This is a genomic window from Streptomyces sp. NPDC037301 (assembly GCF_055602785.1).
In genome coordinates this window covers 181,847-205,665 of record NZ_JBVJWD010000016.1, presented here as the reverse complement: position 1 = coordinate 205,665, position 23,819 = coordinate 181,847, and the positions used below count along the sequence as shown (strand labels likewise).

The following is a 23,819-nucleotide window of genomic DNA, read 5'->3' as shown; positions in this document are numbered from 1 at the left end:
GGAGTTCTCCGGGCGGGCAGTCGGCGATGAAGCAGAAACCCCCACGGCGCGAGCCGTAGGAATCCCCCTCGTTCACGAGGGGGAGGAAGTCAAGAAGCTGTCTCCGGCGCTCGGCGCTCGGGGAAGGCTTCGCCAGCCCGGACACCGTCGCGGGCGTCGTCGCGATGCTCGGATCGCAGGACGGGGCGTTCATCACGGGCACGGAGATCCGGATCGACGGCGGAACCCACTTCTGACGGGGGCAGGGCCCAGGGCGCGTTCAGCCGGAGCCGAACCGCTCCCAGAGCAGGGGGAAACGTTCGGCCAGCGCCGCGTCGTCCTCGAAACTGACGGGGGCGCCCTCCGGCTCGGAGGTCTGGGGCGGCAGCCCGAGGTCCGGGGTGACCACGCCGGTGAGCTGTTCGTACGCCTCGTCGGCGGCATAGCCGAGATCCTCGGCGTCCCCGTCGATCTCCTCGTCGAAGTCGTCGAGGAGATCGGCGAGGCTGTCCGGATCGTGCAGAGCGCCCTCGAAGATCTCCCGGCCCTGCCCGATCAGCCAGCAGCGGAAGAAGTCGAAGGCGTCGTCGCTCGCGCCGCCGAGCAGTACGGCGGCGGCGCCCCACAGCTCCCAGCGGTAGGCGCGGTTGTAACGGGCCTCGAAGTGCCTGGCGAAATCCAGCACGGCTTCGGGATCGAGCCGCACCAGCCGTTCGACGAGCAGATCGGCCTGGTCCTCGGGGTCGCCCTCGGCGGCCTCGCGGGTGCTGTCGATGATCTCCCAGAACTCCGTCTCGTCCATCACGGGACAAGCATCGGCCTTGACGGCGGGCGACGCACGCGGACGCGGCGAAAAGAAGCCTTCAGCTATAGAGGTCGCGCAGGCGTTCGGTGGCTGCGGTGAAACGCGCCCGCAGCGCGGCCGGTTCGATGACCTCCAACTCCGGCCCCAGGGCCATCAGTTGGCTGTATGCGACATCGAGGGACTCGACCGGCAGGGTGACGGTGAGCTGTCCCTGTGCGTCGGGCGGGCCGGCCGCGTCCAGCGCGTCGTGGACCGCCGAACGGTCCATCGTGTACGGCAGTCGGCGTACACCGTCCTCCGTCACCCGTACCGTCACCTCGGTACGCAGCAGCGAACGGGCGAACTGGGCGGCCCGCTCGTCCCAGAAGCCAGGAAGATCGAACTGCTCGTCGCGTTCGAACCGTTCGTCCGACACCGCGACGGCCGAGAACCGGTCGATCCGGTACACCCGGAAGTCGTCCGCCACACGGGCGCAGAGATACCAGACCCCGGCCTTCAGGACGAGTCCGTGTGGGGCCAGCTCCCGCTCCACCTCGTCGTCCCGGCCGCTGCGGCGGTAGCGGGCGTGGACGATCCGGTCGTCCCAGACCGCCTCCGCGACGGCGGGCAGCAGTTCGGGGGTGACCGGCTCCTGGTACCAGCCGGGAGCATCCAGGTGGAAGCGCTGGGCGGCGCTGTCCGAGGCGTCGCGCAGGGACGGCAGCAGGGCCGCAGACACCTTTAGCCTGGCGGCGGACGCGGCGTCCTCCAGGCCCATCTCGCGCAGGGCGGACGGCAGCCCGGAGAGAAAGAGCGCCTCGGCCTCGTTACGGGCGAGTCCGGTGAGGCGCGTGCGGTACCCGCCGACCAGCCGGTAGCCCCCGGCCCGGCCCCGGTCCGCGTACACCGGGACGCCCGCTTCGGAGAGTGCCTGCGCGTCCCGGGTGACGGTCCGTTCGGACACCTCGAGCTCCTGGGCGAGCTCGGCGGCGGTCATGGCGGGGCGGGACTGCAGGAGCAGCACCATTTTGATGAGACGGGCAGCACGCATGCGGCCATTGTGGCCGCAGTGTGCGGGCTGTGGCCCGCAGGCCCGGGGGTGGCCTCGATCGCCGGCCGGGCTCAAAAGATGTCCTCGGTCGCCGGACGAGCTTGATTTTCAAGCCCGTCCGGCGATCGAGGACAGAGCCTCCGCCCGACCGGGGGCGAGGCGGCAGCCGGGCGTACCCGGCCGCCTTCACGCGTCAGAGCCCGTACCGCTCCCGGGCCTCCTTGACCGCGGACGCGGTCACCTCGCCGCGGCGGGCCAGCTGGGCCAGGGCCGCGACGGTGATCGACTGGGCGTCGACACCGAAGTGGCGGCGGGCCGCATCACGGGTGTCGGAGAGCCCGAAGCCGTCCGTGCCGAGCGAGGACCAGTCCTGCTCCACCCACTGGCTGATCTGGTCCGGGACCTGCCGCATCCAGTCGCTGACCGCGAGGACCGGACCCGGTGCGCCTTCCAGCGCCCGGGTCACGTACGGCACCCGCTGCTCACCGTGGAGCAGCGCCTCGTCGCACTCCAGCGCCTCGCGGCGCAGCTCACCCCAGGACGTGGCGGACCAGACGTCGGCCGTGACGCCCCAGTCCGCGGCGAGCAGCTCCTGGGCCTCCAGGGCCCAGTGGATCGCCGTGCCGGAGGCCAGCAGCTGCAGGCGCGGCGCGTCCGCCGAGGCGGGCGTGCCCTCCTTGAAGCGGTAGAGACCCTTGACGATGCCGTCCTCGACGCCTTCCGGCATCGCGGGCTGCGGCTTCGGCTCGTTGTAGACCGTCAGGTAGTAGAAGACGTTCTCGGCCTCGGGGCCGTACATCCGGCGCAGACCGTCCTTGACGATCACTGCGATCTCGTACGCGAACGCCGGGTCGTAGTTGAGCGACGCGGGGTTCGTGGACGCGATCAGGTGCGAGTGGCCGTCCGCGTGCTGGAGGCCCTCGCCGGTGAGCGTCGTCCGGCCGGCCGTGGCGCCGACGATGAAGCCCTTGCCGAGCTGGTCGGCGAGCTGCCACATCTGGTCGCCGGTCCGCTGCCAGCCGAACATCGAGTAGAAGATGTAGAAGGGGATCATCGTCTCGCCATGCGTCGCGTACGACGTGGCGGCGGCGATGAAGTCGGCCATGGCCCCGGCCTCGGTGATCCCCTCGTTGAGGATCTGGCCGTCCTTGGCCTCCTTGTAGTACATCAGCTGGTCGCGGTCGACCGGCTCGTACGTCTGGCCCAGCGGGGAGTAGATGCCGGCCGAGGGGAACAGCGACTCCATACCGAAGGTACGGGCCTCGTCGGGGACGATCGGAACCCAGCGCCTGCCGGTCTCCTTGTCCCGCATCAGATCCTTGGCCAGGCGGACGAAGGCCATGGTGGTGGCCATCTCCTGCTTGCCGGAACCCTTCTTCAGCGCGGCGAACGCCCGCTCCTCCGGCTCGGGCAGCGCCACCGCGTGCACCCGGCGGGCCGGGGCGGGGCCGCCGAGGGCGGCGCGGCGCTCCTGGAGGTAACGGACCTCGGGCGAGTCGGCGCCGGGGTGGCCGTAGGGCACCAGCCCGTCCGCGAAGGCGCTGTCTGGGATCGGGAGTCCGAGCAGCTCGCGCATGTCCTTGAACTCGTCGACGGACAGCTTCTTCATCTGGTGGTTGGCGTTCTTGGACTCGAAGCCCTTGCCGAGCGTGTAGCCCTTCACCGTCTGAGCGAGGATCACGGTCGGCGCGCCCTTGTGCTCAAGAGCCGCGCGGTAGGCCGCGTAGACCTTGCGGGCTTCGTGGCCGCCGCGGGAGGTGTAGAAGCACTCGGCGATCTTCGCGTCGGTGAGCAGCTTCGCCAGTTCGGCGAGCGCCGGCTCGGCGCCGAAGAAGTGCTCGCGGATGTACGCGACGTCGCGGGTGGCGTACGTCTGGAACTGGGCGTCCGGGACCTCCCGGAGCCGACGGACCAGCGCGCCCGTGGTGTCCAGCTGGAACAGCTCGTCCCAGGCGTTGCCCCAGAGCGTCTTGACGACGTTCCAGCCGGCCCCGCGGAACGCGCCCTCCAGCTCCTGGACCACCCGGAAGTTGGCGCGGACCGGGCCGTCCAGGCGCTGCAGGTTGCAGTTGATGACGAACGTCAGGTTGTCGAGCTGTTCACGCGCCGCGAGGGCGAGGGCCGCGGTCGACTCGGGCTCGTCCATCTCGCCGTCGCCCAGGAAGGCCCAGACGTGCGAATTCGACGTGTCCTTGATGTTGCGGTTGGTCAGATAGCGGTTGAAGCGCGCCTGGTAGATGGCCGCGAGCGGGCCGAGGCCCATCGACACGGTGGGGAACTCCCACAGCCAGGGCAGCCGCCGCGGGTGCGGGTAGGACGGCAGACCGTCGCCGCCCGCCTCCTGGCGGAAGTTGTCGAGCTGCTGCTCGCTGAGCCGGCCGTCGAGGAAGGCGCGGGCGTAGATGCCGGGGGAGGCGTGGCCCTGGATGTAGAGCTGGTCGCCGGAGCCGTCCCCCTCCTTGCCGCGGAAGAAGTGGTTGAAGCCGGTCTCGTACAGCCAGGCGGCCGAGGCGAAGGTGGCGATGTGGCCGCCGACGCCGTGCCGGGCGCCGCGGGTGACCATCGCGGCCGCGTTCCAGCGGTTCCAGGCGGTGATCTTGGACTCCATCTCCAGGTCGCCGTCGAACGCGGGCTCGGCGGCGGTCGGGATGGAGTTGACGTAATCGGTCTCCAGCAGCTTGGGCAGCGCGAGACCGGCGCCCTCGGCGTGCTGGAGCGAGCGGCGCATCAGGTACGCGGCGCGGTGCGGGCCCGCGGCCTTGGTGACGGCATCCAGGGAGGCCGCCCATTCGGCGGTCTCCTCGGGGTCACGGTCCGGGAGCTGGTCGAGCTCGCTCGGAAGCTTTCCTACGGGGTCGGTCATGATCGCCGCCTTCCGGAGTGGAGGGGGGTGGAGAAAGGCCCTGACTGGCAGGACAGGGCGATGGGGCCGGTGGGCCCGCGGAGTGAACTGTAAGTCGCCGATCGATGATCGATCAAAGGATGAACGGAAAAACTTCTCGATATGAAGAAATTGGCATTCGGTGCCGTGAAACGGGGCACGGAGTGACGGGATTTAATGCACAAAAGGGGCGCTCGCCTGCACGGGCGAGCGTCCCTCACGACAGATGCGTACGCCCCTCAGGCGCGCGGTGCGCAGCCGAGCACATGCGCCTTGACCAGCACACCGATGTCCGGGTCCTTCCGCAGGAACGCCTCGATGAGTGCCTCGTGCTCCTCCGCGTACGACTTCTGGACCGTGCCCAGCCACCGGATCGACAGGGCGGTGAACACCTCGATGCCCAGCCCCTCCCAGGTGTGCAGCAGCACGGCGTTCCCGGCGGCCCGCACCATCTCGCGGTGGAACCCCACGGTGTGCCGCACCTGCGCCTCACCGTCGGCCAGCCGGTCCGCCTCGTAGAGCGCCGTCACATGCGGCGCGAGGCGCGAGCAGTCCTCGCCGAGGACCGGAGCCGCCAGCTCGGCCGCGATCTGCTCCAGACCGGCCCGTACCGGATAGCTCTCCTCCAGATCGGCCGCGGTGAGATTGCGGACCCGTACGCCCTTGTTGGGGGCCGACTCGATCAGCCGGAGCGTCTCCAGCTCCCGCAGCGCCTCGCGCACGGGCGTCTGGCTGACCTCCAGCTCGGTGGCGATCCGGCGCTCCACGATCCGCTCGCCCGGTTTCCATCGCCCGCTGACGATCCCGTCCACGATGTGCTCGCGGATCTGTTCGCGCAGCGAGTGGACGACGGGCGGGGTCATGAGGGGCTCCTTCGGGGCAAACCGGTGCTGTCTGCGCCATCACGGCTGCCGGGGCGACCGGTGGTGTCTAGACAATACGGCGGCGCCCCCGCCCGGAAGTGATCCGGACGGGGGCGCCGCTGGTGAGGCTGGTTACAACCGTGGTGCTCAGAGGCCGAGCTCGACCTCGAACTCACCGGCCTCCAGGATCGCCTTGACCGCGGTCAGGTAACGGGCGGCGTCCGCGCCGTCCACCAGACGGTGGTCGTAGGAGAGCGAGAGGTACGTCATGTCCCGCACCGCGATCGTCTCGCCGAGGTCCGGGTGGTTGATGACCACCGGGCGGCGGACCGTGGCACCGATGCCCAGGATGGCTGCCTGGTTCGGGGGCACGATGACGGTGTCGAACAGCGCACCGCGCGAGCCGGTGTTGCTGATGGTGAAGGTGGCGCCGGACATGTCGTCCGGCGTCAGGCCGCCACCGCGGGCCTTCCCGGCCAGCTCGGCGGTCTTCTTCGAGATGCCGGCGATGTTCAGGTCGCCCGCGCCCTTGATGACCGGGGTCATCAGCCCCTTCTCGGCGTCCACGGCGATGCCGATGTTCTCCGAGTCGAAGTACGTGATGGTGCCCTCGTCCTCGTTGATCCGGGCGTTGATGACCGGGTGGGCCTTCAGCGCCTGGGCCGCCGCCTTCACGAAGAACGGCATCGGGGACAGCTTGACGCCCTCACGGGTGGCGAACGCGGCCTTCGCCTGGTTGCGCAGCTTCATCAGCTTCGTGATGTCGACCTCGACGACCGAGGTCAGCTGGGCCTGCGAGTGCAGCGCCTTCATCATGTTGTCGCCGATGACCTTGCGCATGCGGGTCATCTTGACCGTCTGACCGCGCAGCGGGGAGGCCTCCAGCTTCGGCGCCTTCGAGGCTGCATGGCCTCCGGCAGTCACAGCAGCGGCGGCGGCCGGAGCCGGGGCAGCGGCGGCGGCCCTGGCGGCCTCCGCGGCGGCGACGACGTCCTGCTTGCGGATACGGCCACCGACGCCGGTGCCCTTGACCGCGCCCAGGTCGACGCCGTTCTCGGCGGCGAGCTTGCGGACCAGCGGCGTGACGTACGCGCCGTCGTCACCGGAGGTCGCGGCCGGGGTGACCGGAGCCGGAGCGGCGACCGGCGCCGGAGCGGCCGGGGCGGCCGGGGCGACCGGCGCCGGAGCGGCCGGGGCCACCGGTGCCGGAGCGGCGACCGGAGCGGCGGGCGCCACCGGGGCCGGTGCCGGTGCGGGGGCAGCGGCGGCCGGGGCGGCGACGGGCGGGGCCGGGGCGGCGACGGGCGCCGGAGCGGCCGGGGCCGGGGCAGCCACCGGAGCGGCACCGGCGGCACCGATGACGGCGAGCTTGGCGCCGACCTCGGCGGTCTCGTCCTCGGCGACGACGATCTCCAGCAGCACACCGGAAACCGGGGCCGGGATCTCGGTGTCGACCTTGTCCGTGGAGACCTCGAGGAGGGGCTCGTCCTCCGTGACCTCCTCGCCGACCTCCTTCAGCCAGCGGGTGACGGTGCCCTCGGTGACGCTCTCGCCGAGCGCCGGGAGGGTGACATCGGTACCGGCGGCGCCACCGGCCGGTGCGGCCGCGGCCGGAGCCTCGGCCACGGGGGCCGGAGCAGCGGCAGCGGGGGCCTCGGCGACCGGCGCCGGGGCCGGGACGGCCACGGGCTCGGCGGCCGGGGCCGCAGCGGGCGCACCCGTGCCGTCGTCGATGACGGCCAGCTCGGCGCCGACCTCGACGGTCTCGTCCTCGGCGACCTTGATGGCGGCGAGGATGCCGGCCGCGGGGGCCGGGATCTCGGTGTCGACCTTGTCGGTCGAAACCTCGAGCAACGGCTCGTCGGCCTCGACGCGCTCGCCCTCGGCCTTCAGCCAGCGGGTGACAGTGCCCTCGGTGACGCTCTCGCCGAGCGCCGGAAGGGTTACGGAAACCGACATGGTTTCAGTTGCTCCTTACGAAAGTGCGGAAGTAGGTCGGTCGTCGCGCCCGGTCGACTGATCAGTCGTGGGAGTGCAGGGGCTTGCCGGCCAGGGCCAGGTGGGCCTCGCCGAGCGCCTCGCTCTGGGTCGGGTGGGCGTGGATGAGCTGCGCGACCTCGGCCGGCAGCGCCTCCCAGTTGTAGATCAGCTGGGCCTCGCCGACCTGCTCGCCCATACGGTCACCGACCATGTGGACGCCGACCACGGCACCGTCCTTGACCTGGACGAGCTTGATCTCGCCCGCGGTCTTGAGGATCTTGCTCTTGCCGTTGCCCGCGAGGTTGTACTTCAGGGCGACGACCTTGTCCGCGCCGTAGAGCTCCTTGGCCTTGGCCTCGGTGATGCCCACGGAGGCGACCTCGGGGTGGCAGTACGTCACCCGCGGGACACCGTCGTAGTCGATCGGAACGGTCTTCAGACCGGCCAGCCGCTCCGCCACCAGGATGCCCTCGGCGAAGCCGACGTGCGCGAGCTGGAGCGTCGGGGCCAGGTCACCCACGGCCGAGATGGTGGGCACGTTGGTCTGCATGTACTCGTCGACGAGGACGTAGCCGCGGTCCATCGCGACGCCGGCCTCCTCGTAGCCCAGGCCCTGCGACACCGGGCCGCGGCCGATGGCGACCAGCAGCACCTCGGCCTCGAAGGTCTTGCCGTCGGCGAGGGTCACGCGGACGCCGTCCTGCGTGTACTCGGCGCTCTGGAAGAACGTACCGAGGTTGAACTTGATGCCGCGCTTGCGGAAGGCGCGCTCAAGAAGCTTCGAGCTGTTCTCGTCCTCGACCGGGACGAGGTGCTTCAGGCCCTCGATGATCGTGACGTCGGTGCCGAAGGACGTCCACGCCGAGGCGAACTCGACGCCGATGACGCCGCCGCCCAGCACGATCGCGGACTTCGGGACACGGTCCAGCTTCAGCGCGTGGTCCGAGGAGATGATGCGGTTGCCGTCGATCTCCAGGCCGGGCAGCGACTTCGGCACGGAGCCGGTCGCGAGCAGCACGTGGCGGCCCTGGACGCGCTGGCCGTTCACATCCACCGAGGTGGGGGAGGAGAGCCGTCCCTCACCCTCGATGTAGGTGACCTTGCGCGAGGCGATGAGACCCTGCAGACCCTTGTACAGGCCCGAGATCACGTCGTCCTTGTACTTGTGGACGGCCTTGATGTCGATACCCTCGAAGGTGGCCTTGACACCGAACTGGTCGGCCTCGCGCGCCTGGTCGGCGATCTCGCCAGCGTGCAGCAGGGCCTTCGTGGGGATGCAGCCGTTGTGCAGGCAGGTACCGCCGACCTTGCCCTTCTCGATCAGAGCGACGTCCAGGCCCAGCTGCGCTCCGCGCAGGGCCGCGGCGTAACCGCCGCTACCACCGCCGAGGATCACTAGGTCGAAAACGGTGCTGGCGTCGTTCGCCACGTCACGTCCTCCATGCATGTGCGCCGTACGCCGGGCCCCGTCGCTGGGGTATGACCGGCCGGTCGGCTGGTGTTCGGCCGCTTTTGTTATTCGGCCCTGTGGTGGGGGCCCTGTCCTGCCGAGAACCCATCTTCGCACTTGTTGACGGTGGGCGGGACGCGGGGCCCGGGTCTGAGACGGATGATCATTCGTCTCGGGCGGTTACCGCTGCGTAGAAATAAAAAGAATAGGCGCGCAGCGCGGCCTTGGAGGGTGGTGGGAGACGGGAGGGCCTACTGATTTCGTTGAGAGCGAAACCTGTCGGATCCGTGCCGCGATGCCACCGGGGGAACACATACGGCCCCGGACGTATGCCCGGGGCCGTATGTCGGCTGCGACCTCAGCCGAGGTCTCCGGCGGCGGTGCGCTCCGCGAGCTTCACCAGCGTGCGGACGGCGGAACCGGTGCCGCCCTTCGGCGTGTAGCCGTACGGCGCGCCCTCGTGGAAGGCCGGGCCCGCGATGTCCAGGTGCGCCCAGGCGATGCCCTCGCCCACGAACTCCTGCAGGAACAGACCGGCCACCAGGCCGCCGCCCATCCGCTCGCCCATGTTGGCGATGTCGGCGGTCGGGGAGTCCATGCCCTTGCGCAGGTCGGCGGGGAGCGGCATCGGCCAGGAGGCCTCGCCGACCTCCTCGGCGATCTCGTGGATGGAGGTACGGAAGGCGTCGTCGTTCGCCATGATGCCGAAGGTGCGGTTGCCCAGCGCCAGCATCATCGCGCCGGTCAGGGTCGCCACGTCGACGATCGCGTCCGGGTTCTCCTCGGAGGCGCGGGTCAGCGCGTCGGCGAGGACGAGCCGGCCCTCGGCGTCCGTGTTGAGGACCTCGACGGTCTTGCCGCTGTACATGCGCAGCACGTCACCGGGGCGGGTGGCGTTGCCGGACGGCATGTTCTCCGCGAGCGCCAGCCAGCCGGTGACGTTGACCTGGAGGCCGAGACGGGCGGCCGCGACGACGGTTGCGAACACGGCGGCGGCGCCGCTCATGTCGCACTTCATCGTCTCGTTGTGGCCGGCCGGCTTCAGCGAGATGCCGCCCGAGTCGTAGGTGATGCCCTTGCCGACCAGGGCCAGGGTCTTCTCCGCCTTCGGGTGCGTGTAGGCGAGCTTCACCAGACGCGGGCCGTGGGTCGAGCCCTGGCCGACGCCCAGCAGACCGCCGAAGCCGCCCTTGACGAGCGCCTTCTCGTCGAGGACCTGCACCTTGATGCCGTGCTCCTTGCCGGCGGCGGTGGCCACGGCGGCGAAGGACTCGGGGTACAGGTCGTTCGGCGGGGTGTTGATCAGGTCGCGGGCGCGGTTGATCTCCTCGACGACCGCGACGGCACGCTCGGCGGCCGCCTTGAACGCCTTGTCGCGCGCCTTGGCGCCGAGCAGGGCGACCTCGCCGAGCGGCAGCTTCGGGCCGTTGCCGTTCTTCTTGCCCTTGGGCGCCAGCTTGTTCTCGCCGCCCTGGTACGCGGTGAAGGCGTACGCACCGAGGAGCGCGCCCTCGGCGATCGCCTCGGCGTCCTCAACGGACTCGATGGGCAGCGCGAAGCCGGCCTTCTTCGAACCGCTCAGGGCACGGGCGGCCGAGCCTGCGGCCCGGCGCAGCGCCTCGGCGTCGTACGCCGCGTCCTTCTCCGGGACGGAGCCGAGTCCGGCCGCGATGACGACCGGGACCTTGAGGCCGGCGGGCGCGGGGAGCTTGGTCACCTCGCCCTCGGCACCTGTGGCGCCCAGGGCCTCCAGGACGGTGGCGAGCTTTCCGTCGAACGCCTTGTCCACGGCCTCGGCGCCCGGTGCGAGGACCAGGTCCCCGGACTTGGATCCAGCGCCCTTGGCGACGCCGACGACGAGTGCGTCGGCGCGCAGCGTCGCCGCACCGGCAGTGCTGAGAGTGAGAGCAGTCACGGTGGTGAAATCTCGCTTCCGTTGAGTTCGTTGTCGGTCGAGGGGTGGGCCGACCGTGCCCGGCGCATCGTAGACGCCGCCGCAATGTGCCAGGAATGAGCCTACGCGCGCCTTTGCTGCGGGATCACGTCGGCGGGCCGTCGGCGGACCGTGGTGGCGTCGATGCCCCGGTTTCGGGCGGCCGGGGCCGGGCCGTGCGGCTGGAACGGGCCGTGGAAGTAGGGTCGTTGGTGGTGCCGGACCGACGGGGGAGAGCCATGCGCGCCTGTGGAGCTGCACGCGTGATCCGGCCGGGACCGGCGCTGCCGGTCGCCGTACTGATTCTGCTGGCCCTGCTGGCCGGCTGCACCTCGGCACCGGAACCCGCGGGCACGGGCCGTTGGCGGCCGGAGCCGGGCACCGGCTGGCAGTGGCAGCTCTCCGGCCGGCTGGACCCCGCGGTGGACGTCCCGGTGTACGACATCGACGGCTTCGAGCACAAGGCTTCGGCCGTCACCGACCTGCACCGCCGGGGCCGCAAGGTGATCTGCTACCTCTCCACCGGAGCCTGGGAGGAGTTCCGCCCGGACGCCGGGAAGTTCCCCGCCTCGGTACGGGGAAAGGGCAACGGCTGGGCGGGGGAGCGGTGGCTCGACATCCGCCGCACGGACGTCCTGGAGCCGCTGATGGAGGCGCGGATCGCGATGTGCGCGAAGAAGGGTTTCGACGCGGTGGAGCCCGACAACATGGACGGCTACCGGAACCGCACGGGCTTCCCGCTGACCGCCGCCGACCAGTTGCGCTACAACCGGCTCATCGCCCGTATCGCCCACCGCCATGGACTCGCCGTCGGTCTGAAGAACGACCTCGGCCAGATCCCCGAGCTGGAGCCGGACTTCGACTTCGCGGTCAATGAGCAGTGCGCGCAGTACGGGGAGTGCGATGCCCTCACACCGTTCGTGAAGGCGGGCAAGGCCGTCTTCCATGTGGAGTACGAGCTGCCGGTCGCCCGGTTCTGCGCCGGGTCGAAGCGGCTCGGGCTCAGTTCGCTGCGGAAGAGGTACGAGCTGGGTGTGTGGCGCCAGGAGTGCCCGAAGGCCCGCCCCTAGGGTCTTTCGTTTGGATCAGGCCGGATCAGGGAGCGGGGTCTGGTGCTGTGGATCGCAAGGCGGAGGAGGGAGGCATGGCGGAGGCATGCCGACCGACGACAACGCGGCGAGGCGCAGTTCCAGGGCCCGCGAGCCCGGCATGATCCAAACGAGAGGCCCTAACCGAGTGCCAGGACCACCAGGGCCGCCGTCGCCGCCGTCTCCGCCAGTGCGCCGAAGACATCGCCGGTCACCCCGCCGAAGCGCCGTACACAGTGCCGCAGCAGGAGTTGGGCGACGCCGAGGGCGGCCGGCGCGGCGAGGACATGGTGCAGCGCCCCGTACCCGCCGAGGAGCGCACCGGCACCCGCACAGGCCGCGACCGTGACGACCCCGACCGCCACCGCGGCCCGGACTGTGACCGTTCCCGCCACCGTCGCACCCAGCCCTTCCGGACGGGCCGCCGGTACGCCCTGACGGGAAGCCAGGGTGAGCGCCAGCCGGGCGGTGACCGCGGCGACGGCCGCCGCCACCGCGCCGTGCGCCCAGCCCTGCCCGTAGAGCTGGTAGAGGACCGCGACCTGGGTCAGCAGCACGAACAGCAGGGTGATCACACCGAATGGGCCGATGTCCGACTGCTTCATGATCCGCAGGGCAGCGTCGGCGGGCTTGCCGCTGCCCAGGCCGTCGGCGGTGTCCGCGAGACCGTCCAGATGCAGACCCCGGGTCAGCACCGCCGGCACGGCGGCGGAGGCGACCGCGGCGAGCAGCGGACCGGAGCCGAGCAGCAGCAACAGACAGCCGGGCACCGCCGCGAGCAGCCCCACGACGAGGCCGGCCAGCGGTGCGCACAGCATCCCGGCGCGGGCGGTATCGCGGTCCCAGCGGGTGACGCGGACGGGGAGCACGGTCAGGGTGCCGAAGGCGAAACGCAGGCCATGGATGTTCAGGGAGGTCACGGCGCGCAGGCTAATCGCTGTGACCGGCCGATAGATTGTGCATAACGCGACGGATAATGGCAAAAGCGACTTATCGGGAGTGGGTGGCATGGGTCACTGGTTCGATCAGAACATCGTCGAGCCGGGGAAGCTGCCGCTGCTCCTCGCCCTGGCCGCCTTCGTGCTCACCTTCGCCGTCACCCGGGTCATCACCCGGATGATCAGGGCGGGGAAGGGGCCGTTCCGCAACATCACGCCCGGCGGTGTGCATGTCCACCATGTGGTGCCCGGTGTGGTGTTGAGCGTCATCGGCGGCTTCGGGGCGGTGGCCAGCGGACGCCACGGCGTCACGGCGGGGATCTGTGCGGTGATCTTCGGCATGGGCGCGGGGCTCGTACTGGACGAGTTCGCCCTGATCCTCCACCTCGACGACGTGTACTGGACCGAGGAGGGCCGCCGGAGCGTGGAGGTCGTGGTCCTCACCGCGGCGCTGGTGCTGCTGGTCCTGGCCGGGTTCTCGCCGCTCGGCGTGAACGAGCTGAGCAGCGACGAGCAGCAGGGCAGGCTCGGCGTCGTCCTGACCCTGGCCGTCAACTTCTGCTTCGTGCTGATCTCCCTGTTCAAGGGCAAGGCGCGGCTCGCGGTCGTCGGCACCCTCGTCCCGTTCGTCGCGCTGATCGGGGCGATCCGGCTGGCCCGGCCGACCTCGATGTGGGCGAGGCGCTTCTACCGCAACCGCCACCGCGCCCGCGCCCGGGCGGTGCTGCGGGCCTACCACCACGATGTGCGCTGGGTGGGCCCGCGCCGCAGATTTCAGGACCTGATCGGCGGCGCGCCGGACCGGGTTCCGGCCCCCGGGCGCAAATCCTGAGCCCCGCGCCGCAGGGACCGGCGCCGGTCCCTGCGGAGCATGACAGCGCACAGCACGAGGACCGCGGCGATCGCGGCCAGATGCTCCTTGCCCGCCAGATTGTTCTTGAAGATCATCTCGGCCACCATCGCCGCGATCACCAGTGCCCCGGTGAACCAGGCCCGGTAGACGTAACACACGTAGACGGCCAGCCCGACCACCGCCGCCGACGGGCCGGTGTCGATGATCCGGGCATCGGACGCGGGCAGCCCGAACAGCCCTTCGGGGTCGATCGAGACACCGATCCGCGCGTACATCGTTCCGGCCAGCGTCGCGACGTACGCGATCAGCAGCGTGCGCCACCGGCCCAGACAGATCTCGGCGGTCCCGAACACCAGCAGGATCTGCGCCAGCGCCCCCCACACCGGCAGGTCCAGCGCCGGGACGAACAGCGACAACGGGGTACGCAGCAGGGCTTCCCACAGCGGATCCTCGGCCCGCACCGCCCCGAGCTCGCACACCGGCCCGGCGCCCCACGACTGGTTCTGCACCGCATGGAGCAGCGCCGTCAGACAGACCGAAGCCAGCGCCATCGGGACAGCCCCCAGCCGGGAGGCGGCGAGCCCTGCGCGCACGGCCCCCGCGAGCGGACCCCACTCGCGGCGAGCCGCCCGGCCCAGCGCGCGTACGGGGCTCATCCACCGGCCCCGAGATGCGAGCGGTGCATCCACTTGGGCAGACCGGGTGCCTCCAGGAACCCTTCGGCGCGGCCCGCGGCGAGGCCGATGCGCAGGAGGTCGGAGCTCTTCTCGAAGAGCATGAAGCGTGGCTCCCAGATCGGTCGGTACTTGGCGTTGGCGCGGTAGAGCGACTCGATCTGCCACCAGCGCGAGAAGAAGCTGAGCATGGAGCGCCACAGCCTCAGCACCGGTCCGGCGCCGAGCCGTGAACCCCGCTCGAAGACGGACCGGAACATCGCGAAGTTCAGTGAGACCTGGGTGATCCCGATCTCTTCGGCACGCTGCAGGAGTTCGATGACCATGAACTCCATCAGACCGTTCTCGGCGTCCCGGTCACGGCGCATCAGGTCCAGCGAGAGGCCGTTCGGTCCCCATGGCACAAAGCTCAGTACGGCGCGCAACTCGCCGGGCTCGCCGCCCTCTTCGGTGGGCGAGTTGCGGCATTCGAGCATCACGCACTGCCCGTCTGCCGGATCGCCGAGCCGGCCCAGCGCCATCGAGAAGCCGCGTTCGGTCGCCCCGTCGCGCCAGTCGTCGGCGCGCCGCACCAGTTCGGCCATCTCGTCGTCGGGGATGTCGGCGTGCCGGCGCACGGTCACTTCGTACCCGGCGCGCCTGATCCGGTTGTACGCCTGGCGGACGGTCCGCATCGCGCGTCCTTCCAGGGTGAACTCGGCGGTCTCCACGATCGCTTCGTCGCCCAGCTCCAGGGCGTCGAGGCCGTGCCGCGCGTAGACGGTGCCGCCCTCCTCGCTCACGCCCATCACCGCCGGGATCCAGCCGTGCTCGCGGGCCTCGGCCAGCCATGGCTCGATCGCTCCGGGCCAGGCCTCCAGGTCGCCGATGGGATCACCGGAGGCGAGCGAGACCCCGCCGACCACCCGGTAGGCGACGGCGGCCTTCCCGGTCGGCGACCAGATGACGCTCTTCTCCCGGCGCAGCGCGAAGTAGCCGAGCGAGTCGCGGTCGCCGTGCTTGTCGAGCAGCGCCCGCAGCCGGGCCTCGTCCTCGGGGGTGATCGGGTCGACGGCCCGGCGGGCCCGGAACGCCGCGTACACGACGGCGATCAGCAGCAGCGTGGAGAGGATGTTGATGGTGACATTGACCCAGCCAGGTGTGGTGATTCCGGGGAAATCGACATCGTTGGCGGCGACCGAGACCAGCCGCAGGGCGCCGTAGCGCCAGCGGTCCAGGAAGGACGAGCGGTAGTCGTCGCGCGCGGTGTTGGTGAGGGTGACCAGGCCCGCGGCGATCAGCGAGGTGACCAGCAGCCCGCCGACCGCGACGACGGCGGCCAGCTTCGGATTGGACCGGTCACCCTTCGCGTAGAACTCGCGCCGCCCGAGTACGAGCGCCAGGACGAAAGCGGCCGTCAGCGTCAGCGAGATCCAGTTCTGCGGGTACTGCCGGACCTCCGGGAACGGAATCACCAGGGCGAAGAGCAGCAGCAGAAGACTGCTCACCGCCATGTTCACGATCCACGCGGCTCGCTTGCGGCGGCGCATGGTGACCGCGAGGAAGAGCGCGACCACCCCGGAGGAGAAGCCCGCGGTGAGCAGGTACGGGGTGAAGTAGTTCGCGGTGTTGTGCCGGCGCAGATCGTTGCCGAGAGTGACCCAGACGGCGCTCAGGAAATTGATGAACGACACGACGCGCAGATACCAGATGGCGAACGCGGCGCTGCGGCGTGACCGGACGGTGCTCGGTGGCCGGGTGCTGCCCCGCCCGGATTCCTCGGTGGCCAATCGGACCTCTCCCATGAAAAGCGATCATATGGTGCATCGCGCTGCATGAGGGGACTGTGCTGCGGCCGGTGATCGGCGGCCGCAGCACTGCCGGGTCCGTCAGCCGTCGGTCGCGTCGCCGTCCGCGTCGCTTCCGTCGGCTCCTTCGCCGGCACCGTCCTTCTCGTCGGCGACGGGTGCACGCTCGGGCAGCTCCGCCGCCAGCGCGGCCGCGGCCCGAACAAGCGGAAGTGCGAGCAATGCCCCACTTCCTTCGCCCACGATGACGCCGTGGTCCAGCAACGGGTTGAGTGCCATCCGGTCCAGCGCCTTGGTCTGCGCCGGCTCGCCGCTCGCCTGGCCCGCCAGCCACCAGTCCGGCGCCCGGAAGGCCGCCCGCTGCCCCACCAGCGCACAGGCCGACGAGACCACACCGTCCAGAATGACCGGCAGCCTGCGCACCGCGCACTGCAGCAGGAACCCGGTCATCGCCGCCAGGTCCGCACCGCCCACCGTGGCCAGCAGCTCCAGCTGATCACCGAGGACCGGCCTGGCCCGCCGCAGCGCGTCCCGGATCGCCGCACACTTGCGCATCCACGCCAGATCGTCGATCCCCGCACCGCCACGCCCGGTGACCACCGAGGCGTCCGTGCCGCACAGGGCCGCGATCAGCGTGGCCGCGGCCGTCGTACCGCCGACGCTCAGATCGCCGAGCACCACCAGATCGGTGCCCGAGTCGGCCTCCTCGTCGGCGATCGCCATGCCGAGACGTACCGCCTGCTCGGCCTCCTCGGCCGTCAGCGCGTCCTCGATGTCGATCCGGCCGCTGCCGCGCCGCACCCGGTGACGTACCACCGACTCGGGCAGCAGCCCGGGGTCGCAGTCCAGAGCGGCGTCGACGATCCGCACCGGTACGGAGAACTGGCGCGCCAGCACGGCGAGCGGGGTCGCACCCTCCAACGTGGCCCGAACCAGCTCGTACGCAGTCCCGGCCGCGCGCCCGGAGACACCCAGTTCGGCAACCCCGTGGTCACCGGCGAAGAGCACCACGCGCGGCTGCTCGATCGCCTTGACCGGTACGGACTGCTGGGCGGCCGAGAGCCATTCGCCCAGCTCGTCCAGGCGGCCGAGGGCGCCCGGGGGAACGACCAGGCGCTCCCGCCGTTCCTCGGCGTCGCGCCGTACGCCGCCGTCGGGGCGTTCGATCAGGTCGGAGAAGTCGTCCAGATTCACGGGGGTCTGCCTCGCGGGTCGATACGTGGAGTGGGCCGGTGAGCCCGGCGGCGGGCTCACTGCGGAACAGTACCCGCCACGTTTCTGACACCTGGTCAGCGCGAGGTTCTGCCCCCGAACCGCAGCTGCGTCATCGCGGGCGTCAGGGTCCGCAGCCCCGGGAACAGCGACTGGATCCGGATCAGCTCGCCCATCGCGCCCCGCCCCCGCGGCAGCCGCAGCGCCCGCACGTCGGTGATCCCCGGGTGCGCACTGCGCAGCTTGTGCCGCTCGCCGGGGTTCATTGCCCAGCGCATCGGCGGAATGGTCATCCCGCCGGCCTTCGACGTGCCGGCCACCGTGCCCCTGGCCAGCCAGCGCGCCATCGTGTCCAGTACGAGGATGCCGCCGGGCAGCCGTTCGGCACAGGCCGCCAGGATCCTCCGTACCTCCTTGGGGGGCAGATACATCAGCAGACCCTGCGTCGTGACGACAACACCGCGGCCCTCCGGGTCCTCGACCTCGTCCAGCCAGGACAGATCGGTCGCCGAACGGGACAGGGTGCGCAGCCGGTCCGAGGCGGGCAGCAGCGCCCGGCGCAGTTCGGCGACCTCGGGCAGTTCCACGCTCAGCCAGTTCAGCAGGCCGTTGTCGACCCTCCAGAAGCCGGTCTCCAGACCGTCGCCGAGCGCGACCACAGTGGCCTGCGGCCGGTCGGCGAGATACCCCTGCACGGCCAGGTCGAAGCAGCGCGAGCGCAGCCCTTGGGCCTGTGAGTGGAACGCGTTCGGCCGCCCGAACCGTTCCTCGAAGGGGTAGTCCAGATCCTTCAGCAACCGGAGCGCCATCGGATCATCCAGCACGGGATAGGGCTGCCCCGCCTCGTACGCCCGGTTGTAGAGCGTCCACAACAAGGTCTCCGGAACCCCGTTCAGCATCGGTCGCACACGTGCCATGTCCGCTCCTCCTGTTCTCGCGTTCCTTTCCTGCCTTGCGTTTCTGCGTTCCGGAGTCCCGGTCAGCCGCGCAGCGTCAGCACCTGTCCGGACACCACCAGCAGCACCTGTTCGCACTCATCGGCGAAAGCGGCGTTCAACCGGCCCAGCTCGTCCCGGAACCGCCGCCCGGCAGCCGTCGCGGGCACCACGCCCGAGCCGGTCTCGTTGGTCACTGCGACGACCGTGCGCCGTGTTCCACGCACCGCGGCGACCAGCTCGGCGGTCCGCTCCCGCAACGCGCTCTCGCCGCCGTTCGCCCACGCCGCGTCGTCCCAGGCATCCACCCGGTCCATCGCATCCGTCAGCCACAGCGACAGGCAGTCGATCAGCAGCGGCGGTCCGTCCGACTCCAGCAGCTCCACCAGCTCACAGGTCTCCTCGGTGCGCCAGGCGGCCGGCCTGCGGTCCCGGTGCAGCCCGATCCGGGCCACCCACTCCGCGTCCCCTTCCCTGCCTCCACCGGTCGCCACGTACACCACCTCGGGGAACGTCTCCAGACGCCGCTCGGCCTCCACCGACTTCCCCGACCTGGCACCGCCCGTCACCAGCGTGCGCCGCGGCACGTCCGGCACCGAGTGGTACTCGCCCACCACCAGCGTCGTCCCGTCGGGCACGGCCCGCGCGCCGGCCGCCGCGAGCCGCCGGTCCAGTTCGGCGCCGGGCGGTGCGTCATGGTCCAGATGGACGGCGACGATCTCGGTGGTCGGTCCGATCGCCTCGACGGCCCGCAGCCGCGCCACCGCGTCCGGCCGCCCGACCACATCGCCGACCACCATGTCGTAGGGCTGTGCCACCCGGTCCGCGAGACCGGAGGGCGCGGCGCCCGGCGGCAGGTAGAGCAGCCGTGCGCCCTCCGGAGCCGTCACCTCGTAACCCGTCCCCGGCGCGTCCATCGGCACCGCCCTCACCCGGTGACCGCTGATCAGCGTCAGCTCCCGCCCGTCCGGCACGCGTCCCGCCGGAGGCAGTCCGGCGGGCAGCTCCACGGCGGGCCCGTCGTGCGGATGGGTGAGCAGCACCTGCCGTACGCCGGTGAGCGAATGCCCCGCACGGGCCGCGGCGAACACGGCCCCCGGGGTGAGATCGAGCAGCAGCGCGTCGTCGACGAGCAGCGCCGTCGCGGCCCGCGAGCGCATACCGCGGGCGGCGGCGCAGGCGGCACAAGGACATTCGGGCCGCGGCAGCCCGTCGGGGGCTCCGGTGCCGAGCAGAGTCAGTTCCACGTCTCCGATCCTCCCGCGTCCGCGCAGCGGGTGCGCGACTTGGGGGTGTCCGGGCGGGCGCAGGACCCGTTCCCGCACTGGTTGGAGGCACTAGGCTGCGGGCAGCAAAGTGACCCAGGAGGCGGACATGGCGTGGACGTGGCGGTTCGAGAAGTCCGACGGTACGGAGACGGAGCCGGCCCTGCAGCCGGAGGAATTCACTACGCAGGGCGATGCGGAGTCCTGGATCGGTGAGCACTGGAAGGAACTCCTCGACGGCGGGGCGGACCAGGTGACGCTCTTCGACGACACGACAAAGATCTACGGCCCCATGAGCCTCCAGGCCGACCAGGGCTGATCGGCCCCGGCGCGTGAACAGCCGTACGGGCCTGGGCCTGTCTCCGACCCGTACGGCCGGCGATCGGGGTCGTGCGGCGGTCATCAGGCCCGTACGGCCCCGATCAGGCCTGTACGGCGGCGACCGGGAGCTAGATCTCGCCCAGGGTGACCTGCGCCGTCTTCTCCGCCCCGTTGCGCAGATACGTCACCGTGACCTTCTGGCCCGGCTTGTCCGAGGCCAGCGCCTCCGACAGGGACGTGATCGTCGGGACCGGCACATCTCCGAGCCTGGTGACGACATCGCCGATCCGCAGCCCCGCCTTGTCCGCGGCGCCGCCCTTCGACACGCCGACCAGCGCCACCCCGACCGGCTGGTAGGTGTCGTCGACGACCGTGCGTCCGGTGATGTTCAGCGCCGCCCGGCCCGAGTCGGTGACCTTGCCGCTCTTGATGATCTGATCGGCGATCGTCTTCACCATCGATACGGGGATCGCGAACCCGATCCCCGGCGCCGCGCTGTCACCGATCTGCGGGTCGATGGCCCCCAGCGTCGGGATGCCGATCACCTCGCTGTTCAGGTTGACCAGCGCACCGCCGCTGTTGCCCGGGTTGATCGCCGCCGAGGTCTGCACCATGTTCGCGATCGTCGCGCCCGTGCCACCGCCCCCGCGGCCTTCGCTGACGGTCCGGCCGAGCGCCGAGACGATGCCCTGGGTGACGCTGGAGGACAGCCCGAGCGGCGAGCCCATCGCCAGCACGATCTGTCCCACCTCGACCTTCTCCGAGTCGCCGAACTTCGCGGGCTTCAGCCCTGCCGGGACGTCGGCGAGCTTGATGACGGCCAGATCCTGTTCCGGATAGGCGGCGACCAGCGAGGCCCGCAGCACCTTCTCGCCGGTGGCGACGGTGACCTTGAACGTCTTCTCGTCGCCGACCACATGGGCGTTGGTGACGATATGGCCCTTGGAGTCGTAGATGACGCCGGAGCCCAGGCTGTTGGAGGCTTCGATCTGCACGACCGACGGCAGGACGTTCTTGATCACGTCCTGGTATTCGTTCTGCAGATCGCCGACGGTCCGGGAAGCGGAGGCCGAGGTGGCGGGTTGGGCCGTCGGAGAATCGGAGTTCGCGTCCGAGCAGCCGCTCACCAGGGCGACTGCGCAGACACCTGCGGTCAGAGGCAGCAGCAGGCGGCGTACACGGCTGCGGGAGTGGGATGCATCCATGTCCGAATTATTACTTTTAACCCTATTGGGGGCCCGTTGGGTTCGGCCGATCGGGCACGCCGCCGGACAACTCCGGCGGCGTACCGGAAAGTTCTAGCCCCGCACTCCGCACAGATGAAGCAGCGCGGCCACCCGGCGGTACGGATCGGTCCGTCCGGCGCGGTCCTCCGCAGCCAGTAGCCGCTCCAGTTCGTCGGCGGCCGGCAGTTCCACGTCGTTGCTCACGTTGTCCGTGAAGACGCGCACCCCGTACCAGGCGTGCAGGGGCGCCGCGATGCCGGCGAGTGTGGCCGTCAGCGCGGCCAGCCGGTCGGCCCTCACCGCGAGCCCCAGCCGATTGGTGTACGCATCCGTGTCGAAGGCGGTCAGCGCCGCGTCCCAGTCCCCGGCGGACCCGGGCCGCATCGCCAGCGCATCGGCGTTCCGTACGAGCAGCGAGAGCAGTCCGCCCGGGGCCAGCATCCGGGCAAGTCCGGCCAGCATCGCGTCCGGCTCCCGGACATACATCAGCACGCCGTGGCAGAGCACCACGTCGAAGCTGCCGGGCAGGAAGTGCACCCCGGTGTCCAGGCCGTTGCCCTCGATGAGCCGGACCCGTTCACGGATGCCTGCGGGCTCGCTGCCGAGCGCCTCACGGGCCACCCGCAGCATCTCGGCGTCGGACTCCAGGCCCGTCACGCTGTGACCGGCCCTGGCCAGGCGCAGCGCCTGGGTGCCCTGGCCCATACCGACGTCGAGGATGCGCAGCCGCTGCCCGACCGGGAAGCGGGCCGCGATCTGCTCGTCGATCTGCCGGGCGACGAGCTCCTGGCGGACGGTGTTGCGCAGCCCGCCGAGCCCTTTCAGCCACACCGAGGAGGCTCCCGTGAATCCGGTGACGGTGGCGGGGGCGGCGCCGGCGGACGGACCGCCGGCCGAGCCGGAGATATCCGTACTCAGGGCCGCTCTCCACGTTTGACCTGCGGCTTCGGCAGCCGGAGCCGACGCATCTGAAGCGTACGCATCAGACCGTAGGCGACCGCGCCACGCTTCGGCGTATCGGGGAAGCGCTCGTTCAGCTGCTTCTTCAGGCGGAACGCGAGCCCGATCGAGTCGATGACGATCAGCACGATCACGATGAGCCAGAGCAGCAGCGAGATGGTCTGGATGTTCTGCACCTGGATCACGCTGAGGATCAGAATGATCACGGCGAGCGGCAGGAAGAACTCCGCGATGCAGAAACGCGAGTCCACGTAATCGCGGACGAAGCGCCGCACCGGGCCCTTGTCGCGAGCCGGTAGATAGCGCTCGTCGCCACTGGCGAGCGCCTCACGCTGCTTGGCCATGTCCACACGGCGCGCTTCGCGCTGCCGCTTCATGGCCTCCTTGCGGTCGAGCGGCGCGCCACTGGAGGCACGGCGGCGCTGCGACTGGGCATCGCTGCGCTTGGGGGTGGGGCGACCTTTGGGGGCCTGCGGGTCGCGGGGCTGCTTGGAGAGGTCCGCCGTCACCTTGCCGGTGGGCGCCTTCTCTTCCTTCGAACGGCTACGGAACACAAGGCCCAAGGGTACGGGTTCGATCGCCGCTGCCCCAGGCCGGTCGGGAACGATCCGGCAACAGCCTGCGTCCTCGCAGGTGTCCCCATGGGTTTGCCGCGGACGTCTCGACCGGTTTCCCTGACCGCCACCTACTCCCTGGGCCGGAGCGGTGACCGGGTGCAGTCGTCCTTGGGGAGGAGCACATCTGTGCTCGAACAGTGCGGTAATAGAGGCAGGGCCCGTACTGTGGGTTCTGTTGGAGTGCTGGAGCTCAGTCCGTCAGAAGGGGGCGCGCGAAGCCCATGAGCGGTGTCATGAAGCGTATGGGGATGATCTTCCGCGCGAAGGCAAACAAGGCCCTTGACCGGGCCGAGGATCCGCGCGAGACCCTCGATTACTCGTACCAGAAGCAGCTGGAGCTGCTTCAGAAGGTGCGCCGCGGCGTCGCCGATGTGGCGACCTCGCGCAAGCGGCTGGAGCTGCAGCTGAATCAGCTGCAGGGCCAGTCGTCCAAGCTGGAGGACCAGGGCCGCAAGGCGCTCGCGCTCGGCCGAGAGGACCTGGCCCGCGAAGCGCTGTCCCGGCGCGCCGCACTCCAGCAGCAGGTCACCGACCTGGAGACGCAGCACACCACGCTGCAGGGCGAGGAGGAGAAGCTCACTCTCGCGGCCCAGCGGCTGCAGGCCAAGGTCGATGCCTTCCGTACCAAGAAGGAGACCATCAAGGCCACCTACACCGCGGCCCAGGCGCAGACCCGGATCGGCGAGGCCTTCTCCGGGATCTCCGAGGAGATGGGCGATGTCGGCCTGGCGATCCAGCGTGCCGAGGACAAGACCCAGCAGCTGCAGGCCCGGGCCGGTGCGATCGACGAGCTGCTCGCCTCCGGCGCCCTGGACGACCCGACCGGGACGGCGAAGGACGACATCGCCGCCGAGCTGGACCGGATCTCCGGTGGTACGGATGTGGAGCTGGAGCTGCAGCGCATGAAGGCCGAGCTGGCCGGCGGCTCCACCCAGCAGCAGGCGATCGAGGGCGGCCCGCAGGATGCGGCGCAGCAGCAGTCGTCGCAGTCCCCGCACAGGTTCGACAAGAGTTAAGGCAGC

20 protein-coding genes and 1 pseudogene are annotated in these 23,819 nt (G+C 70.6%); 5 read left to right on the top strand and 16 right to left on the bottom strand.

The features are described from left to right. Positions 1 to 113: 113 nt before the first annotated feature. Positions 114 to 236: pseudogene (locus tag ACZ7IB_RS25495) on the top strand (short-chain dehydrogenase); the annotation flags it as partial. Positions 237 to 259: 23 nt separating this feature from the next. Here the strand turns inward: ACZ7IB_RS25495 and ACZ7IB_RS25490 are convergent. The 7 genes from ACZ7IB_RS25490 to ACZ7IB_RS25460 form a co-directional block, all read right to left on the bottom strand. Next, positions 260 to 781 (bottom strand): DUF4240 domain-containing protein, encoded by a 522-nt coding sequence (locus ACZ7IB_RS25490; RefSeq protein WP_470916001.1) that lies wholly within the window; start codon positions 779 to 781, stop codon positions 260 to 262. A gap of 61 nt (positions 782 to 842) precedes the next feature. Continuing rightward, positions 843 to 1,814 carry a helix-turn-helix transcriptional regulator gene (locus ACZ7IB_RS25485; RefSeq protein ID WP_470915981.1) on the bottom strand — a complete coding sequence of 324 codons (972 nt, stop codon included), beginning with the start codon at positions 1,812 to 1,814 and terminating at the stop codon, positions 843 to 845. A 193-nt stretch (positions 1,815 to 2,007) separates the two neighbouring features. Next, positions 2,008 to 4,677, bottom strand: coding sequence for a pyruvate dehydrogenase (acetyl-transferring), homodimeric type (gene aceE / locus ACZ7IB_RS25480; protein ID WP_470915979.1), 2,670 nt, complete (start codon positions 4,675 to 4,677; stop codon positions 2,008 to 2,010). Positions 4,678 to 4,934: 257 nt separating this feature from the next. Continuing rightward, complete coding sequence (locus ACZ7IB_RS25475) at positions 4,935 to 5,558, bottom strand: GntR family transcriptional regulator (protein ID WP_093895367.1); 624 nt, start codon at positions 5,556 to 5,558, stop codon at positions 4,935 to 4,937. A 147-nt stretch (positions 5,559 to 5,705) separates the two neighbouring features. Next, entirely contained in the window at positions 5,706 to 7,517 is a 1,812-nt protein-coding gene (gene sucB / locus ACZ7IB_RS25470; protein ID WP_470915977.1) for a 2-oxoglutarate dehydrogenase, E2 component, dihydrolipoamide succinyltransferase, read from the bottom strand. Between the two features lie 61 nt (positions 7,518 to 7,578). Continuing rightward, positions 7,579 to 8,967, bottom strand: a complete 1,389-nt coding sequence (gene lpdA / locus ACZ7IB_RS25465) for a dihydrolipoyl dehydrogenase (RefSeq protein ID WP_470915975.1) — start codon at positions 8,965 to 8,967, stop codon at positions 7,579 to 7,581. 379 nt (positions 8,968 to 9,346) lie between these two features. Next, positions 9,347 to 10,903, bottom strand: a complete 1,557-nt coding sequence (locus ACZ7IB_RS25460) for a leucyl aminopeptidase (protein ID WP_470915974.1) — start codon at positions 10,901 to 10,903, stop codon at positions 9,347 to 9,349. A gap of 257 nt (positions 10,904 to 11,160) precedes the next feature. On the opposite strand from ACZ7IB_RS25460, the gene ACZ7IB_RS25455 reads away from it, so the two are divergent. Then, positions 11,161 to 11,991: an endo alpha-1,4 polygalactosaminidase gene (locus tag ACZ7IB_RS25455; RefSeq protein WP_470915973.1), complete on the top strand. Its 831-nt coding sequence runs from the start codon at positions 11,161 to 11,163 to the stop codon at positions 11,989 to 11,991. A gap of 158 nt (positions 11,992 to 12,149) precedes the next feature. Here the strand turns inward: ACZ7IB_RS25455 and cobS are convergent, their stop codons facing one another. Next, the gene (gene cobS, locus ACZ7IB_RS25450) at positions 12,150 to 12,929 is read right to left on the bottom strand and encodes an adenosylcobinamide-GDP ribazoletransferase (RefSeq protein ID WP_470915971.1); all 780 of its coding nucleotides are present in this window, start codon (positions 12,927 to 12,929) and stop codon (positions 12,150 to 12,152) included. Between the two features lie 88 nt (positions 12,930 to 13,017). Between cobS and ACZ7IB_RS25445 the strand changes: the two genes are divergently transcribed. Continuing rightward, entirely contained in the window at positions 13,018 to 13,779 is a 762-nt protein-coding gene (locus tag ACZ7IB_RS25445; protein WP_470915969.1) for a hypothetical protein, read from the top strand. On the opposite strand, the gene ACZ7IB_RS25440 is transcribed toward ACZ7IB_RS25445, so the two are convergent. From ACZ7IB_RS25440 to ACZ7IB_RS25420, 5 genes are all read right to left on the bottom strand, one after another. Then, entirely contained in the window at positions 13,722 to 14,456 is a 735-nt protein-coding gene (locus ACZ7IB_RS25440) for a hypothetical protein (RefSeq protein WP_470915967.1), read from the bottom strand. The two genes, ACZ7IB_RS25445 and ACZ7IB_RS25440, sit on opposite strands and share 58 nt — an antisense overlap. Next, entirely contained in the window at positions 14,453 to 16,258 is a 1,806-nt protein-coding gene (locus ACZ7IB_RS25435) for a phosphatidylglycerol lysyltransferase domain-containing protein (protein WP_470915966.1), read from the bottom strand. Before ACZ7IB_RS25435 ends, ACZ7IB_RS25440 begins: the two co-directional genes overlap by 4 nt. Positions 16,259 to 16,342: 84 nt before the next feature. Beyond that, the gene (cobT, locus tag ACZ7IB_RS25430) at positions 16,343 to 17,455 is read right to left on the bottom strand and encodes a nicotinate-nucleotide--dimethylbenzimidazole phosphoribosyltransferase (protein ID WP_470915964.1); all 1,113 of its coding nucleotides are present in this window, start codon (positions 17,453 to 17,455) and stop codon (positions 16,343 to 16,345) included. A gap of 95 nt (positions 17,456 to 17,550) precedes the next feature. Further along, on the bottom strand, positions 17,551 to 18,390 hold the full coding sequence (locus tag ACZ7IB_RS25425) for a class I SAM-dependent methyltransferase (RefSeq protein WP_470915962.1): 840 nt from the start codon (positions 18,388 to 18,390) through the stop codon (positions 17,551 to 17,553). Positions 18,391 to 18,452: 62 nt separating this feature from the next. Further along, positions 18,453 to 19,655, bottom strand: coding sequence for a bifunctional adenosylcobinamide kinase/adenosylcobinamide-phosphate guanylyltransferase (locus ACZ7IB_RS25420; protein WP_470915960.1), 1,203 nt, complete (start codon positions 19,653 to 19,655; stop codon positions 18,453 to 18,455). Between the two features lie 127 nt (positions 19,656 to 19,782). On the opposite strand from ACZ7IB_RS25420, the gene ACZ7IB_RS25415 reads away from it, so the two are divergent. Next, positions 19,783 to 19,992, top strand: a complete 210-nt coding sequence (locus ACZ7IB_RS25415) for a hypothetical protein (RefSeq protein WP_470915958.1) — start codon at positions 19,783 to 19,785, stop codon at positions 19,990 to 19,992. A 130-nt stretch (positions 19,993 to 20,122) separates the two neighbouring features. Here ACZ7IB_RS25415 and ACZ7IB_RS25410 read toward each other — a convergent pair whose 3' ends face one another. The 3 genes from ACZ7IB_RS25410 to ACZ7IB_RS25400 all read right to left on the bottom strand — a co-directional run bounded on the left by ACZ7IB_RS25410 (position 20,123) and on the right by ACZ7IB_RS25400 (position 22,734). Continuing rightward, positions 20,123 to 21,199 (bottom strand): S1C family serine protease, encoded by a 1,077-nt coding sequence (locus ACZ7IB_RS25410; protein ID WP_470915956.1) that lies wholly within the window; start codon positions 21,197 to 21,199, stop codon positions 20,123 to 20,125. Between the two features lie 93 nt (positions 21,200 to 21,292). Continuing rightward, positions 21,293 to 22,051: a class I SAM-dependent methyltransferase gene (locus ACZ7IB_RS25405; protein WP_470915954.1), complete on the bottom strand. Its 759-nt coding sequence runs from the start codon at positions 22,049 to 22,051 to the stop codon at positions 21,293 to 21,295. An 83-nt stretch (positions 22,052 to 22,134) separates the two neighbouring features. Next, on the bottom strand, positions 22,135 to 22,734 hold the full coding sequence (locus ACZ7IB_RS25400) for a DUF3043 domain-containing protein (RefSeq protein WP_470916000.1): 600 nt from the start codon (positions 22,732 to 22,734) through the stop codon (positions 22,135 to 22,137). A 296-nt stretch (positions 22,735 to 23,030) separates the two neighbouring features. Between ACZ7IB_RS25400 and ACZ7IB_RS25395 the strand changes: the two genes are divergently transcribed. Further along, complete coding sequence (locus ACZ7IB_RS25395) at positions 23,031 to 23,813, top strand: PspA/IM30 family protein (RefSeq protein WP_093893567.1); 783 nt, start codon at positions 23,031 to 23,033, stop codon at positions 23,811 to 23,813. Positions 23,814 to 23,819: the final 6 nt, after the last annotated feature.

Bases quoted from the DNA above. Each gene is read 5' to 3' on its own strand.
- ACZ7IB_RS25490 (WP_470916001.1), bottom strand. From the start codon at position 781: ATGGACGAGACGGAGTTCTGGGAGATCATCGACAGCACCCGCGAGGCC.
- ACZ7IB_RS25485 (WP_470915981.1), bottom strand. From the start codon at position 1,814: ATGCGTGCTGCCCGTCTCATCAAAATGGTGCTGCTCCTGCAGTCCCGC.
- aceE (WP_470915979.1), bottom strand. From the start codon at position 4,677: ATGACCGACCCCGTAGGAAAGCTTCCGAGCGAGCTCGACCAGCTCCCG.
- ACZ7IB_RS25475 (WP_093895367.1), bottom strand. From the start codon at position 5,558: ATGACCCCGCCCGTCGTCCACTCGCTGCGCGAACAGATCCGCGAGCAC.
- sucB (WP_470915977.1), bottom strand. From the start codon at position 7,517: ATGTCGGTTTCCGTAACCCTTCCGGCGCTCGGCGAGAGCGTCACCGAG.
- ACZ7IB_RS25455 (WP_470915973.1), top strand. From the start codon at position 11,161: ATGCGCGCCTGTGGAGCTGCACGCGTGATCCGGCCGGGACCGGCGCTG.
- ACZ7IB_RS25445 (WP_470915969.1), top strand. From the start codon at position 13,018: ATGGGTCACTGGTTCGATCAGAACATCGTCGAGCCGGGGAAGCTGCCG.
- ACZ7IB_RS25440 (WP_470915967.1), bottom strand. From the start codon at position 14,456: ATGAGCCCCGTACGCGCGCTGGGCCGGGCGGCTCGCCGCGAGTGGGGT.
- ACZ7IB_RS25435 (WP_470915966.1), bottom strand. From the start codon at position 16,258: ATGGGAGAGGTCCGATTGGCCACCGAGGAATCCGGGCGGGGCAGCACC.
- ACZ7IB_RS25425 (WP_470915962.1), bottom strand. From the start codon at position 18,390: ATGGCACGTGTGCGACCGATGCTGAACGGGGTTCCGGAGACCTTGTTG.
- ACZ7IB_RS25415 (WP_470915958.1), top strand. From the start codon at position 19,783: ATGGCGTGGACGTGGCGGTTCGAGAAGTCCGACGGTACGGAGACGGAG.
- ACZ7IB_RS25410 (WP_470915956.1), bottom strand. From the start codon at position 21,199: ATGGATGCATCCCACTCCCGCAGCCGTGTACGCCGCCTGCTGCTGCCT.
- ACZ7IB_RS25395 (WP_093893567.1), top strand. From the start codon at position 23,031: ATGAAGCGTATGGGGATGATCTTCCGCGCGAAGGCAAACAAGGCCCTT.